Source organism: [Pantoea] beijingensis, from assembly GCF_022647505.1.
In the GTDB taxonomy this organism is placed as follows: domain Bacteria; phylum Pseudomonadota; class Gammaproteobacteria; order Enterobacterales; family Enterobacteriaceae; genus Erwinia; species Erwinia beijingensis.
The window spans coordinates 2,885,523-2,900,653 of the sequence record NZ_CP071409.1; the positions used below are offsets into that span (position 1 = coordinate 2,885,523).

The 15,131-nt window shown below is 51.1% G+C and carries 15 protein-coding genes and 1 other annotated feature; of the genes, 6 read left to right on the plus strand and 9 right to left on the minus strand.

Going from position 1 to position 15,131, the window contains the following annotated elements:
- Positions 1-49: 49 nt before the first annotated feature.
- Positions 50-1,009, minus strand: a complete 960-nt coding sequence (hemH, locus tag J1C60_RS13100) for a ferrochelatase (protein ID WP_128179355.1) — start codon at positions 1,007-1,009, stop codon at positions 50-52.
- Positions 1,010-1,229: 220 nt separating this feature from the next.
- The gene (gene adk, locus J1C60_RS13105) at positions 1,230-1,874 is read right to left on the minus strand and encodes an adenylate kinase (protein ID WP_128179354.1); all 645 of its coding nucleotides are present in this window, start codon (positions 1,872-1,874) and stop codon (positions 1,230-1,232) included.
- A gap of 648 nt (positions 1,875-2,522) precedes the next feature.
- Between adk and J1C60_RS18725 the strand changes: the two genes are divergently transcribed.
- Positions 2,523-2,639: a hypothetical protein gene (locus J1C60_RS18725; protein WP_206612527.1), complete on the plus strand. Its 117-nt coding sequence runs from the start codon at positions 2,523-2,525 to the stop codon at positions 2,637-2,639.
- 60 nt (positions 2,640-2,699) lie between these two features.
- Here J1C60_RS18725 and htpG read toward each other — a convergent pair whose 3' ends face one another.
- The 6 genes from htpG to J1C60_RS13135 form a co-directional block, all read right to left on the minus strand.
- Positions 2,700-4,574 (minus strand): molecular chaperone HtpG, encoded by a 1,875-nt coding sequence (htpG, locus tag J1C60_RS13110; RefSeq protein WP_128179353.1) that lies wholly within the window; start codon positions 4,572-4,574, stop codon positions 2,700-2,702.
- Between the two features lie 98 nt (positions 4,575-4,672).
- Positions 4,673-5,278, minus strand: a complete 606-nt coding sequence (gene recR / locus J1C60_RS13115; RefSeq protein WP_128179352.1) for a recombination mediator RecR — start codon at positions 5,276-5,278, stop codon at positions 4,673-4,675.
- Positions 5,278-5,607, minus strand: a complete 330-nt coding sequence (locus J1C60_RS13120) for a YbaB/EbfC family nucleoid-associated protein (protein WP_128179351.1) — start codon at positions 5,605-5,607, stop codon at positions 5,278-5,280. Before J1C60_RS13120 ends, recR begins: the two co-directional genes overlap by 1 nt.
- A gap of 53 nt (positions 5,608-5,660) precedes the next feature.
- On the minus strand, positions 5,661-7,592 hold the full coding sequence (dnaX, locus tag J1C60_RS13125; protein ID WP_128179350.1) for a DNA polymerase III subunit gamma/tau: 1,932 nt from the start codon (positions 7,590-7,592) through the stop codon (positions 5,661-5,663).
- Positions 6,261-6,322, minus strand: a sequence feature (DnaX frameshifting element). Its footprint overlaps the gene before it by 62 nt.
- A gap of 82 nt (positions 7,593-7,674) precedes the next feature.
- Positions 7,675-8,226, minus strand: a complete 552-nt coding sequence (gene apt / locus J1C60_RS13130) for an adenine phosphoribosyltransferase (RefSeq protein ID WP_128179349.1) — start codon at positions 8,224-8,226, stop codon at positions 7,675-7,677.
- Positions 8,227-8,384: 158 nt separating this feature from the next.
- Positions 8,385-8,762, minus strand: a complete 378-nt coding sequence (locus tag J1C60_RS13135; RefSeq protein WP_128179348.1) for a DUF454 family protein — start codon at positions 8,760-8,762, stop codon at positions 8,385-8,387.
- Positions 8,763-8,826: 64 nt separating this feature from the next.
- Between J1C60_RS13135 and priC the strand changes: the two genes are divergently transcribed.
- From priC to rsmS, 3 genes are all read left to right on the plus strand, one after another.
- Positions 8,827-9,357, plus strand: coding sequence for a primosomal replication protein PriC (gene priC, locus J1C60_RS13140; protein WP_128179347.1), 531 nt, complete (start codon positions 8,827-8,829; stop codon positions 9,355-9,357).
- A 127-nt stretch (positions 9,358-9,484) separates the two neighbouring features.
- Positions 9,485-9,727, plus strand: coding sequence for a GlsB/YeaQ/YmgE family stress response membrane protein (locus J1C60_RS13145; protein ID WP_128179346.1), 243 nt, complete (start codon positions 9,485-9,487; stop codon positions 9,725-9,727).
- Between the two features lie 15 nt (positions 9,728-9,742).
- A complete protein-coding gene (rsmS, locus tag J1C60_RS13150; RefSeq protein WP_128179345.1) occupies positions 9,743-9,892 on the plus strand; it encodes a pleiotropic regulatory protein RsmS in 150 nt (49 codons plus the stop codon).
- Here the strand turns inward: rsmS and acrR are convergent.
- Complete coding sequence (acrR, locus tag J1C60_RS13155) at positions 9,889-10,536, minus strand: multidrug efflux transporter transcriptional repressor AcrR (RefSeq protein WP_128179344.1); 648 nt, start codon at positions 10,534-10,536, stop codon at positions 9,889-9,891. The two genes, rsmS and acrR, sit on opposite strands and share 4 nt — an antisense overlap.
- Before the next feature lie 141 nt (positions 10,537-10,677).
- Between acrR and J1C60_RS13160 the strand changes: the two genes are divergently transcribed.
- Positions 10,678-11,880 carry an efflux RND transporter periplasmic adaptor subunit gene (locus J1C60_RS13160; RefSeq protein WP_128179343.1) on the plus strand — a complete coding sequence of 401 codons (1,203 nt, stop codon included), beginning with the start codon at positions 10,678-10,680 and terminating at the stop codon, positions 11,878-11,880.
- Between the two features lie 16 nt (positions 11,881-11,896).
- Positions 11,897-15,049 (plus strand): efflux RND transporter permease subunit, encoded by a 3,153-nt coding sequence (locus tag J1C60_RS13165; protein WP_128179342.1) that lies wholly within the window; start codon positions 11,897-11,899, stop codon positions 15,047-15,049.
- The last annotated feature ends 82 nt before the right edge of the window (positions 15,050-15,131 follow it).

Below are 15,131 nucleotides of genomic sequence, written 5' to 3' on the forward strand. Positions count from 1 at the left end.
TTCAGATGGGTTGTGACCGTGAATAATACCATATTCACGGTCAATGCGATTAGCGATAGCGATTCACCAGCTCGACCATCATCTCGATATGTTCCACGTCCGCATTCAGGGCAGGAATATACTCAAATTTGCTACCGCCCGCATGCATAAAAAACTCGCGGTTCTGTTCACTAATCTCCTCGAGCGTCTCCAGGCAATCTGCGGAAAATCCCGGACTCATAATGTGAATATGCTTCACGCCTGTGCCCGGTAAACTGCGCATCGTTTCATCAGTATATGGCGTCAACCAGGGCTCGCGTCCAAAACGCGACTGAAACGTTAGCATTACTTCATTTTCGCTCAAACCAAGCGCTTCTGTGAGCGCTTTTGTCGTATCCCGACAGCGCTGGGGATAATCGTCCCCTTCATCGGCAAAACGTTGTGGGATACCGTGGTAAGACATCACCAGCAAATCGGGTTTGCCGTGTTGGGCAAAAGAACGCTCAACGGAGGCCTTTAACGCCGCAATATACGCCGGGTGCTCTGCATAATCACGAATGAAATTTACATCAGGCAACGAGCGATAACCGGAAAAAACCTCGGTCAAACCATTCCATACTGCCGCCACGGTTGAACAGGAAAACTGCGGATACAGCGGCAATACAATTAACCGTGTCACGCCCTGCTCCAGCAGGCTATCTACGGCACTTTTCAGACTGGGATTGCCATAGCTCATTCCCAGGGCAACAGGGATATCCAGCCTCGCCGCAAGCGCCTGATGCTGACGTTTACTGTAAACAAGCAGCGGCGATCCCTCTTCCATCCATACCGAAGCATAGAGCTTAGCAACGCGCGGCGAACGAATCGGCAGGATCGCACCATTGAGGATTGGCCACCACAGCCAGCGCGGTGTATCAACCACCCGTGGATCGCTAAGAAACTGCTTTAAGTAACGTTTTACCGCCGACGATGTCGGCGCGTCGGGCGTACCTAAATTGACCAGCAAAACGCCGGGTTTATCTTGCCTCATTGTTATTCCTTTTACTGGTCGTTACGTGGCTGACATTATTATCGCCGTAGTGTTTCTGCTTAGCCGCTGGTGAGTATATTTCGCTGCCTGTTACGCAGCGTGAAACCTGCCAGATTATTGGCTTCCATGTGTGATAATTCAGGTTTGTAGTGTAGCGGAAATGATAAGAGCAGAAACCGATTGCTGCAAAAGGACCAGCAAATGCTGGTCCCTTCGATCATCAGCCGAGGATTTTTTGCAGCTCGCTGCTGACGTCGGCAACGTTACGTGTGCCATCGATTTTGTGATATGCGGTGTTACCGGCTTCCGCTTCTTTGCTGTAGTAAGCAATAAGCGGCGCGGTCAGCTGGTGGTATTCAACCAGGCGTTTACGCACGGTCTCTTCCTGATCGTCTTTACGCGTAGTAAGTTCTTCACCGGTCACATCGTCTTTACCTTCCACTTTCGGTGGATTAAACGTGACGTGGTACACGCGGCCAGAAGGCGCATGAACCCGACGCCCGACGATACGCTCTACGATTAGCTCATCAGGAACAGCGAATTCCAGCACATGATCGACTTTGATGCCGGCGTCTTTCATTGCATCAGCCTGAGGAATGGTGCGAGGAAAGCCATCAAGCAGAAAACCCTTACGGCAATCATCTTGTGCAATACGTTCTTTTACCAGCGCAATAACCAGTTCATCGGTAACCAGCTTGCCTGCATCCATAATTTCTTTGGCTTGTTTACCCAGTTCCGAGCCCGCTTTAACTGCTGCACGTAACATATCGCCCGTAGAGATTTGCGGAATCCCGTATTTCTCCATAATGAACTGAGCCTGAGTACCTTTGCCTGCGCCCGGTGCGCCGAGCAGAATAATACGCATTGCGTAAATCCCCTTGCGAATTGCATTGATCTAACTGAGAAGTTCAAGAACATACCATTATGGCCGTCCAGCCACAAGAAATGCGCTCAGTTCTGCAAGATGGATTCGCCAGAATCAGAAAAGTTGTCACCCTCATCGCCCTCGGGTAGGCCATACCTGAATGGTATGATAATGAAATATTTTTACATCAATTTATCTTTTTCTTAATCCTACATTCTTCATATTACTCGCCAATAATAGTTTTAATATTCAGTGTGGTTGATTAAGCCTGTCCCGCATAAGCTATTTATCACACCGCAACAACGCTCTATTACCCCGAGACATTTTCACTCTACGAGCGGCAAAAACACATCAATAAGATGGGCCCTCTCCTGCCGGTGTAAGGGTCACGCAGCCGGTCATTCACTGCTCTGCGGACTGGCGCAACCCAAAAGCTGTGGCCGCGTTTATTTAACCAACGCAAATCCTCTCGACGTTGCTCGCGTTGATACCAATTTCCTTTCTCATCCTGACGATATGAAAGCGGCACTTGAAAATTATCTCCGCAATTCTGCCGGCACGTTCAAACACCAAACCTGTACTGCCAAAATGGAGCGTGATGAGATGTCCGTCGTCGACAATACGCTCAGTGTTTAGGGTATCGAAAATTTGCGCATCGCCGACGGTTCCATTATGCCGCGCGTGACCACCGCAAATACGATGGATCCCTCCGTCATCATTGGCGAACGCGCTTCACAAATTTTGAGGGCGAAACACGCATTTTAGGTGTGCATCCCCTAAAGCAAAACGGGTGGCAATAAGCCACCCGTTTTTTTACTGGGAAGGTTATCCCAGCAATAATTGGTTCATACGACGGATAAACTGGTTTGGATCTTCGAGCGTGCCGCGTTCAGCGAACAGCGCCTGCTCCAGTAACAGCTCGATCCACTCGGCAAAGCGCGTATCGTCCTGAGTATCCGCCGCACGCTTCACTAACGCGTGGTCGGGATTGATCTCGAACAGATATTTCACCTCCGGCACATCCTGTCCTGCCGCAGCAAACAGTTTCGCCATTTGCGTACTCATTTCATTCGCTTCAGTGGTCACGATGGCCGGCGTGTCGGTTAAGCGATGCGTCAGGCGAACCTCTTTGACTCGCTCACCCAGCAGGGTTTTCACACGATCAACAAAAGGCTCCAGCGCTTTTTCCGCTTCTTTCTGCTCTTCGCTCTCTTCATCAGCCAGTTTGCTGAGCGACTCATCGGCTTTGCTGACGGACTGGAATGGTTTACCGTCAAATTCAGTGAGGTAGCTCATCATCCATTCATCAATACGGTCAGAAAGCAGCAGTACCTCGATGCCTTTCTTGCGGAACAGTTCCAGGTGCGGACTGCTTTTCGCGGCGGCATAGCTGTCGGCGGTGATGTAATAGATCTTCTCCTGCCCTTCAACCATGCGGCTAACGTAATCTTCCAGCGAAACCGTCTGTGCAGATCCTTCGCTGCTGGTGGACGCAAAACGCAACAACTTAGCAATGGTTTCAACGTTGCCGCTGTCTTCAGCTGGCCCCTCTTTCAACACCAGACCGAACTGCTGCCAGAACTGCTGGTAGTTCGCTTCATCATCCTTCGCGACTTTCTCCAGCATTTGCAGTACGCGCTTCGTCAACGCGCTACGCAGATTTTGCGTAATACGGCTGTCCTGCAGGATTTCACGCGAGACGTTGAGCGGCAGATCGTTAGAATCAATCAAACCACGCACAAAGCGCATATAATTCGGCATAAACTGCTCGGCGTCATCCATGATGAACACGCGCTGAACATAGAGTTTCAGGCCATGCTTGTGGTCACGGTTCCACATATCCCACGGTGCCTGCGTCGGGATATACAGCAAGCTGGTGTATTCCTGCTTACCTTCTACACGATTGTGGCTCCACGACAGCGGATCGGTAAAATCATGGGCAATATGCTTATAGAACTCTTTATACTCGTCGTCGCTAATATCAGACTTATTACGCGTCCACAGCGCCTGCGCCTTATTAATTTTTTCCCAGCTGGTGGTGTCGTCCTCTTCATTATGGGACTCAATCTCTACCGGCAGCGCAATATGGTCAGAGTATTTGCTGATAATGCCGCGCACGCGCCAGGCATCCAGAAACTCATCTTCACCTTCCCGCAGATGCAAGGTGATTTCAGTCCCTCGGTCAGCTTTGCTGATATCAGCAATGGTATATTCACCTTCACCTGCTGACTCCCAGAACACCCCTTCATCGGCCGTTGCGCCTGCCGCACGGGTACGCACTGAGACTTTATCGGCCACGATAAATGCGGAATAGAAACCTACGCCAAACTGACCGATCAGTTGGCTATCTTTTGCCTGATCTGAGCCCAGCGATTCAAGAAATGATTTAGTACCCGATTTAGCGATGGTCCCTAAGTTTTCAATGACCTCTTCACGGCGCATACCGATGCCGTTATCGCTTAACGTCAGAGTACGTTGTTCCTTATCCACGGAGACACGCACGCGTAACTCGCCATCACCTTCATATAATTCAGGTGAAGAGAGTGCACGGAAACGCAGTTTATCAGCCGCATCAGAAGCATTGGAGATCAATTCACGCAGGAAGATCTCTTTGTTTGAATAGAGGGAATGGATCATCAGGTGCAGAAGTTGTTTCACTTCAGACTGGAAGCCACGCGTCTCTTGTCCTTTCATGGTCATTGATACCTCAACTAAAGCAGGTTTATCGAACGTTGAGGAGGAGATGGGGATAGAATTGTCGTTTTCAAGCTGGCACGGCGAACCGTGCCATCAAATGGTCAGAATTTAATCTTTTGCCGACCGGCAAGCGAGTGAGATAACGTAGTGCCATCGACCATTTCCAGTTCACCGCCCATCGGAACACCATGAGCGATACGACTGGCATCCACGCCGTATTGTCCACACAGCTCGGCAATATAATTGGCGGTCGCCTCACCTTCTACCGTAGGGTTGGTTGCCAGGATCACTTCCTGAATAGTTTCAGTTTCCAGCCGCTGTTCAAGGCGATCAAGACCAATGTCCTGCGGGCCGATACCATCAAGTGGCGAAAGATGGCCCATTAGCACAAAGTAGCGACCAGCAAACTGCCCGGTCTGTTCAATCGCATGAATATCAGCTGGACTTTCCACTACGCAAATCTGCCCATTTTGCTGACGCCGCGGATTGGCGCAGATGGTACACATTTCCTGCTCAGTGAAGGTACGGCAATGCGTACAGTGCCCAATCTCTGACATCGCGCGTGTTAGTGCCTGCGCCAGGCGCATTCCACCACTGCGATCGCGTTGTAATAACTGAAATGCCATGCGTTGCGCTGATTTAGGCCCAACGCCAGGTAAACAACGCAGCGACTCCATCAACGCTTCCAGAAGCGGGCTGGTTTGCATCAGAATGGCATCTTGAAGCCCGGTGGTAATTGCATACCACTGGAAACTGCTGCCATTTTTTCTTTCTGTGCTTCGCCGATACGGCGTGCAGCATCGTTAAAGGCTGCAGCGACCAGATCTTCAAGCATATCTTTATCATCTTCCAACAGACTGGGATCAACCTCAACGCGACGGCAGTTATGCGCGCCATTGATGGTAACTTTAACCAGACCAGCGCCAGATTCACCGGTCACTTCCATGGCGGCAATCTCTTCCTGCACCTGTGCCATTTTGTCCTGCATTTGCTGGGCCTGTTTCATCAGGTTGCCAATACCGCCTTTACCAAACATAGTTTTCTCTCTCTGCTCTGGCCGCGTAACCGTAAGTATGGCTATGCGGCGATTCAAACGGGGCGAATACTCTCTTCATCCAGATCGGCATCAAAGAACTGACACAGCGTCTGAATGTGAGTATCCGCAATAATCGACTGACGCGCCTGCGCCAGCTTCTCTTCATAAATCGCCTGCCGCCATTCCAGCGGCGTTAGAACTGATGGATTATCATCTTCAATGATAGTCAATTCAACCGTCTCACCCGCAGCCGCACTTAAGGCCTCTGCCAGCACTTTTTGTGCCGATTCTGAGTTAAGATGCCGCTGTCCCGGGCGCAGATGCAGGCAAATCTGCTGTCCGTTCTGCTCTTTCCAGGCGTTTAACGCCAGTTGCTGAACCAGTTTCGGAATTGAGATCCGTGCGATTTCTGCCGCCCAGGCATCTCGCTGTAACGACTCTTCCGTTAGCCTGGCCGCCAGTTCCGGTGTCTTTTCATGCTCTAATGCCGAGCGCAACGCTTTAGGTGTCGCAACGGGTGCAGTCTTCACTTCTGCAACCTTCTGCGCTTTCCAGCGATACGCCTCTTTTTTTACCGCAGCAACAGGTTCATCTGCTGCAGCCGATGGTTTCTGTCTCCGCTCGGTAACTGAAGCCAATCGCTCCAGCGCCGAGCTTGCCGGCCGCGCACCAGGCGCCGCCGGCTCACTCTTTTTTGCTTTGGTTGCTCCCTGCTGGCGCATGAGTTGCGTTCTCGCCTGCAGAAGCTGACTGGTGCTGTCGGGTAAAGGCGCCGATGATGAATTTTCCGCGATCGTATGCGTCACAACGGCGGATGGCGGCGGTGTAGCCGCGTCTTGCCGCTCAGGTACCGCTTTCGCCGTCATGACCGGCCTTGCAACCGGCTCAGCAATGCTTTGGCGTGGGTGAAACGCCAACGCCCGCAACAACGTCATCTCCACCCCCATTCGTCGATCCGGTGCCAGCGGCAGCTCTTTACGGCCGACCAATAAGGTTTGATAGTAAAGCTGAACATCGGCGGGTGGGAGCACTCGCGCCAACTCCCGCAGGCGTTGTTCAATCGCCGCCTGATCGTCATCAATGGCAGAAGGTAGCAATTGGATCATAGCGATACGATGCAGCAAACGCAGCATTTCAACCAACAGCGCTTCCCACTCCACACCCCGTGAAGCGGCCTGATTAAGCAAAGACATCGTGCGTTGACCATCGGCATCCACCAGCGCTTCAATCAGTGCTAGCGGCTGTTCGTCATCCAGCGTGCCCAGCATCGCATTGACGGTATCCGTAGCAATTTGCCCCTGTCCCAGCGCAATAGCCTGGTCAGTCAGGCTCAACGCATCACGCATACTACCATCGGCGGCACGCGCCAAAAGTTGCAAAGCGCGGGGTTCGGCGTTGATATCCTCCGCCGAGAGTACGCGTTCCAACTGACCACGAATTTGCTCTACATCCATCGCTTTGAGATGGAACTGCAGACAGCGGGAAAGAATGGTGACCGGGAGCTTTTGTGGATCGGTGGTTGCCAGCAGGAATTTGACATGCGCTGGAGGCTCTTCCAACGTTTTTAAGAGCGCGTTGAAGCTGTGACGTGACAGCATATGCACTTCATCGATCAAATACACTTTGAAGCGCCCGCGTGCCGGCGCGTACTGTACATTATCCAGTAGATCACGCGTGTCTTCGACTTTAGTACGCGAGGCCGCGTCGATCTCAATCAGATCGACAAAGCGTCCCTGTTCAATTTCCCGGCAGTTATCGCACTGCCCACAAGGGGTGGCCGTAATGCCGGTTTCACAATTCAGTCCTTTCGCCAGCAAGCGCGCAATAGTGGTTTTTCCCACACCTCGGGTGCCGGAAAAAAGATAAGCGTGATGGATGCGGCCCAGCGACAGGCCATTGGCCAGCGCCTTCAGGACATGTTCCTGGCCGACAACATCAGCAAACGCTTGTGGACGCCACTTGCGGGCAAGTACCTGATAGCTCATTGATTCGCGGGATTTGTGAGTGAACCGGAGGGTAATGCTAACACAGCCCCACCTTTACGGCGAGGCTGAAGGTTCGGCACCGTTAGTGCCCTGGAAATGCCACCAGGCTGTAGCTCTCAACGCCCATCGCTTTCAAACGGGTTTCACCGGTAAGATCGTACAGATTAATCACGAATGCCGCATGTTTAACTTCACCACCAGCCCGGCGGATCAGCTTGACCGTAGCTTCAATGGTGCCACCTGTCGCCAACAGATCATCCACCACCAGGACAACATCCCCCGGTTGAATCGCATCACAATGCAGTTCAAGGCTATCGCTACCATACTCCAGTTCGTATGATTCGCTGAAGGTTTTACGCGGCAGCTTGCCGGGTTTACGCACCGGGACGAAACCGACACCGAGCCCCAGCGCCACAGGTGCACCGAACAGAAAACCTCGCGCTTCTGTTCCCACAACTTTGGTTATACCAGCGTGACGATAACGTTCAACCAGCAGTTCAATCGTGGTTGCGAACGCTTTCGGGTCTTCCAGCAGGCTGGTAACGTCACGAAAAAGGATGCCCGGCTTTGGGTAATCCGGAATGCTTTTGATACTCTCTTTCAGAAATTCAAGCTGCTGCGCAGTGGCGGTCATAGTGTTATGCCTGGTAAATACGGATCTGACTCACGCAACCTCTTCCCGCTCTGACAGTAGTTAACCGCCGACGGAATCGCCATAAAACAGAGAAGCTACGTACGAAAACGACCAAATCTAAGCAAAGCGTCTGGCAATTGCAACTGCGAAAAGTGAAATCACAAATTTTGTTGCTCTTTCTCAACAACAGGTAGCCGCAGCATAAAAATCAGCAGTACACAAAGCATGCACCCAAGGAGTATACGCAGCCAAAGCAGTTTGACCCACCACAGGGAAAACGCAAATGTGATAAGGATCAGAATGATGGCTCTTCCCTTCGCTTTCGGCGGTAGCGCGCGGTGCTGCTGCCAGTGGCGCAGGTAGGGGCCAAACCAGGAACGGTTGAGTAGCCAGGCATGAAAACGAGGAGAGGAGCGGGCGAAACACCATGCCGCGAGCAGAATAAACGGGGTCGTGGGTAATAAAGGCAATACAATACCCAACGTGCCAAGCACGATGGCTAACCAACCAATGATCAGTAGTAATATTCGTTGCATAATAAAGCCCGTCTCTGGCATGCCAGGAGCACTTTACCACAGCAGTAAACAGCGGAGAGAGAAAATGAAAAGCGCCCTGCTCCTTCAGCAACTTGAAGCCAGACTGGAACAGCTTGCCGCTACGCTGTCGCCCCGAGCGGAACAGCAGACATCACGTGCGCGCTTTGATCGACAGTTATTTCGCTGCCACGGTACGCGCCTGGGTGATTATCTCCAGGAGGCCCGTCAAACGCTGTCGCAGTTAAAACAAAGCGCGCTGGAAAAAAATCCCGACCGGCTCACCTGGCTGGCCGAGCATATGGTATTGCAGATGGGGGCTCTGCAACGGGAAATTGCTACCCAGCCCCTGCGACAGCGCGAGCCACAGGCTAGCCGTGCTATTGATACGCTTGATCAAAAACTGGCTGAGCATCAGGGCTTTGAGCAACGTCTGATAATGATGCTTAGTGACCATGAAAAACAGCTTGGTCAACAAGAAACGTTACGGCAACAACAGCAGATCCAACGGGAACTGACCGCGCTCGAAGCACGCTTACTTCGCTGTCGGGAAGCAATCACGCTTATTGAGCAGGCAATCCAGCAGCGCGATGGATAACATTAGGTAGGAAATCTGCGGTAAAGTATTAATACGGCGTCGCGAAACACTATACATGTCAAACGCGCAACCAGCCGCAGGACGGATATACTTACGGTCACGAGCGACGTTCACTTGGGGCCATGTCATGGGACTTTTCTCCTGGATTATTATTGGCGTTTTTACCGGTTTACTGGGGCGTAGATTTTCCCTGACCCAACCCGGTAGCTTGCTTGTCACGTTGGTTTTATCTGTGGTTGGCGCATTGGTTGGCGGGTTTATTAGCGTGTACTTTAACTGGGGTACGCTAGCGACCTTGAATCTACGTGCTTTATTGCTGGCGATCTCCGGTTCATTACTGATGCTGTTAGTGGCAAAGTTCCGGATTTAACGACAGGAGAAGAGGATGCCTTTAGAAAAAGCGGCAGATGAAATCAAACTTGCTGTTGATCTGATTATGCTTCTTGAGGAGCATAAAATTGCACCAGAGACGGTACTGGCCGCTCTGGAAATCGTAAAGCGCGACTTTGAACGTAAATTACCTGCGCAATCTTAAGCATTGGGCGATGGCTGGCATAACGTCGGACTGTTGCCCAGCGTGTCCAGCAGCGTATCCACCAGAGCTGGCGCTTCGGCCACCAGATCGAAATTTTCCGGCATAAACAGCCAGTTTTCGATAATACCGCTCATATAACCCCGAATGATAAATGCCGCTCGACGCGTGTTCAGTTCAGGTGGAAGCTGCCGTAAATCAATGCACTGGCGCAACATTAGCTCTATCTTCTCATAGCAAGTTAGATAAAGCTTTTGTTGTATCATTTGCAGTGTTGTCATTTCACCGACAAACTCGCATTTATGGAAGATGATTTCCAACAGCGATCTTCTGCGCTGATCGCGTGCCGTTGCTTCGACGACATAGATCAGCATTGACCGCATAATAGAAAGTGGATCACCCGGGTATTTTATTTGATACTCATGCTCTAAGTCCTCTAAACCGGACTCAGACTGCACCCAAATCTCATTTAATAAGTCAGTTTTGTTTTTGAAATGCCAATAAATCGCACCACGCGTTACCCCTGCTGCCGATGCGATATCGGCGAGCGAGGTTGCTGAGACGCCATGCTCAGAAAACTGGGCGATAGCCGCATCAATAATGTGGTTTCGCGTTTCAAGGGCTTGTTGTTTGGTTTTTCGTGCCATAAATGCTTTTTTTACAAGAGAGTAGACTTACATACATTTCCGAATGTATGTAACATAGCATGACCATAATTTAAACGCAGCAATGGGCTTAACGGTTTGTGATCCATTGAATAATCGATATCGGATACTCGAGGTTTATTTATGAAAAAAAACAGAGGGTTCACGCCTCTGGCGGTCGCACTGATGCTATCAGGCAGCTTCGTGCTAACAGGATGTGATGATAAAAGTGCTCAACAAGCCGGCCAACAACAAGCGCCAGAAGTGGGCATTATTACGTTGAAAAGCGAACCGTTGAAAATTACAACTGAGCTGCCGGGAAGAACGTCGTCATTCCGCATCGCGGAAGTTCGTCCGCAGGTTTCAGGCATTATCCTGAAACGTAATTTTGTTGAAGGAAGTGATATCAAGGCTGGTGAATCGCTCTATCAAATCGATCCCGCAACTTATCAAGCAGCCTACGATAGTGCCAAAGGCGATTTAGCTCAGGCTCAGGCGAACGCGCAAATCGCGGCACAAACTGTCAAACGCTTCAAACCACTGCTGGGCACCAAATATATCAGCCAGCAAGATTATGACCAGGCTATCGCTACACAAAGCCAGACTGCAGCAGCAGTACAGGCGGCTCAGGCAAACGTCGAAAGCGCCCGTATAAATCTCGCCTACACTAAAGTCACTTCACCAATTAGTGGCCGTATTGGCAAATCATCGGTAACGGAAGGCGCCTTGGTACAAAGCGGACAGGCGACAGCGTTGGCGACCGTGCAGCAACTTGATCCAATTTATGTTGATGTCACTCAGTCCAGTGACGATTTTCTGCGTCTGCGTCAGGAGCTTGAGTCCGGCAAACTGCAGCAGGTAGATGGTAAAGCTAAAGTACAGCTTTCATTTTCGAATGGTAACGAGTATCAGCAGCAGGGCACATTAGAATTTTCTGATGTCACCGTGGACGAAACAACCGGTTCTATCACGCTGCGTGCGGTGTTCCCGAATCCGGATAATCGTTTACTGCCGGGTATGTTTGTGCGTGCCCGACTGGAAGAAGGTACCAATCCTAACGCATTGATGGTTCCACAGCAGGGTGTGACGCGTACGCCAACCGGACAGGCCACGGCGATGGTCGTGGGTGCTGACAACAAGGTCGAACTACGTAACCTCACCACCGGACAAGCAATTGGCGATAAATGGGTGGTAACTGACGGCCTTAAGGATGGAGACCGCGTGATTATCACCGGTATTCAACGCGCGAAACCTGGTGCACAGGTGACGCCACAGGAAGTATCAGAAAACGCTGAAGGCAGTGCGAAATCGCAGTCTCAGGCGCCATCTGACCAAAAACAGTCTTAACAGGAGCCACTGATACATGGCTAAGTTCTTTATCGATCGCCCCATTTTTGCGTGGGTTATCGCCATCATTATCATGTTGGCTGGTGTGCTATCGATTCTTAAATTACCGATTGAGCAATATCCTAATGTTGCGCCGCCGGCAATTGAGATTCAGGCAGCCTATCCTGGTGCAGATGCGAAAACGCTACAAGATTCGGTAACCCAGGTTATCGAACAAAATATGAATGGTATCGACGGGTTTATGTACATGAGTTCCAGCAGTGACTCTTCCGGTACATTAACGCTTACCTTGTCTTTCCAGTCGGGTACAGATGCCGATATTGCGCAGGTGCAGGTACAGAATAAACTGCAACTGGCCATGCCACTGTTGCCACAAGAGGTACAACAGCAAGGTATCAAAGTACAAAAATCTTCCAGTAGCTTCCTGATGGTGGCGGGTTTTGTGAATGAAGATGGCACCATGACGCAAAACGATATTGCGGATTATGTCGCCTCTAACATCAAAGATCCTATCAGCCGCGTTACTGGCGTGGGTGATACCCAATTGTTCGGTGCCCAGTACGCAATGCGTATCTGGATGGATCCACATAAGCTGAATAACTATCATCTGACGCCGGTTGATGTCGTTACCGCAATTAATAGCCAGAACGCGCAGGTCGCCGCCGGGCAATTAGGAGGAACGCCCCCCGCGAAAGGACAGCAGCTTAATGCATCAATCATTGCGCAAACGCGTCTGACTTCCACCGATGAATTCGGCAAAATTCTGCTGAAAGTGAATCCGGATGGTTCACAGGTGCGCCTGCGTGACATTGCCCGTATTGAGCTCGGTGGTGAAAACTACGAGATTATCGCCCGTTTTAACGGTCAACCCGCGTCAGGACTTGGGATCAAATTGGCCACTGGCGCTAACGCGCTGGATACCGCCGCCGCAGTTAAGGATGCCCTCGCTAAACTGCAACCCACGTTCCCTGCCGGACTAAAAACGGTTTATCCGTATGATACAACGCCCTTCGTACAAATCTCGATCAACGAAGTTGTCAAAACGCTGTTAGAAGCGATCGTATTGGTATTCCTGGTGATGTATCTGTTCCTGCAAAACTTCCGTGCCACGCTGATCCCTACCATTGCGGTTCCGGTGGTGTTGCTCGGTACGTTTGCCATCATCAATATCTTCGGCTATTCGATTAACACGTTAACCATGTTCGGGATGGTGTTGGCGATAGGTCTGTTGGTCGATGATGCTATCGTTGTGGTTGAAAACGTCGAACGTGTCATGGCGGAAGAAGGTTTACCGCCTAAAGAAGCAACACGAAAATCGATGGGGCAGATTCAGGGCGCGCTGGTAGGTATTGCCCTCGTGCTGTCAGCGGTATTTATTCCTATGGCCTTCTTCGGCGGCTCAACTGGGGTTATCTATCGCCAGTTCTCCATCACCATCGTTTCCGCAATGGTGCTGTCAGTCATTGTGGCATTGATTCTGACGCCAGCACTCTGCGCCACAATGCTAAAACCGGTGAAAAAAGGCGACCATGGTAAAACTACTGGTTTCTTCGGCTGGTTTAACCGACTGTTTGAGAAAAGCACCAACCACTACACCGATAGTGTTGGTCATATCATACGCAGCACCGGGCGCTATCTGCTTCTCTATCTGTTGATTGTGATCGGTATGGCTTATCTGTTCCTGAAGCTACCGACATCATTTTTACCGGAAGAAGATCAGGGCTTACTGCTGGCTCAGGCTCAATTGCCTGCGGGTGCAACGCAAGAGCGAACCCAGAAAGTGCTGGATCAAGTTTCTGATTACTTCCTGACGAAAGAGAAAGCGAATGTAAACTCCGTATTTACCGTTAATGGCTTTGGTTTCGCCGGCCGTGGTCAAAATACGGGTATTGCGTTCGTCAGCCTCAAGCCTTGGGATGAGCGCAGCAGCAGCGATAATAAAGTGCCGGCCATTGCCGGGCGCGCAATGAAGGCGCTGGGGACCATCAAAGATGCGATGGTGATCCCCTTCAACCTGCCAGCGATTATTGAGCTGGGTAACGCCACGGGCTTTGACTTCGAACTGATCGACCAGGCTAACCTTGGGCATGATAAATTGACTCAAGCACGTAATCAGCTGTTAGGCCTGGTCGCACAGCATTCGGATACACTGGTTGGCGTGCGTCCAAACGGACTGGAAGATACACCTCAATACAAACTGACCATCGATCAGGAAAAAGCAGAAGCATTGGGCGTTTCCATTGCCGACATCAACACCACGTTGGGCGCGGCATGGGGTGGTTCCTACGTGAATGACTTTATCGATCGTGGACGTGTGAAGAAAGTGTACGTGATGGGTGAAGCTAGTGCGCGTATGCTGCCCGACGATGTCAATAAATGGTACGTACGTGCCAGTAATGGCGAGATGGTGCCCTTCTCCTCCTTTGCTTCAGCACACTGGCAATATGGCTCTCCTCGTCTGGAGCGCTATAACGGTCTGCCTTCGATGGAAATGCTGGGGCAACCAGCGCCAGGTAAGAGCTCGGGCGAGGCGATGGACCTGATGGAGGAACTGGCGGCACAGTTGCCAGAAGGTATCGGTTATGACTGGACGGGCATGTCTTATCAGGAACGTCTGTCAGGAAACCAGGCTCCTGCACTTTATGCCATCTCACTTATCGTGGTGTTCTTATGTCTGGCCGCGTTATATGAGAGCTGGTCGATTCCTTTTGCAGTAATGTTGGTCGTTCCACTGGGGGTTATCGGTGCACTGCTGTTTACTACCTTGCGTGGTCTCAGCAACGATGTTTACTTTGTGGTAGGTCTGCTGACAACCATTGGCCTGTCGGCGAAGAATGCGATATTGATTGTTGAATTCGCCAAAGACCTGATGGAAAAAGAGGGCAAGGGATTGGTTGAAGCGACGCTGGAAGCTGTACGTATGCGTCTACGCCCAATACTGATGACCTCCCTGGCCTTTATCCTCGGGGTTTTACCGCTGGCGATCAGTACCGGCGCGGGCTCCGGGGCGCAAAATGCGGTCGGTACTGGCGTCATGGGCGGTATGGTGACCGCAACCATTCTGGCAATCTTCTTCGTGCCGGTGTTCTTTGTGGTGGTACGCCGCCGCTTCAGCAAGCATAAGGAAGAGCTTGAACCGTCGCATACGGTTGAGCACAACACCCACTGACATCAGTGATAACGATCGGAGGCCGCTTATGCGGCCTCTTTTTTTTGGCTGATGTGAGGGTTGCAATCCGCTATTTAGCAGC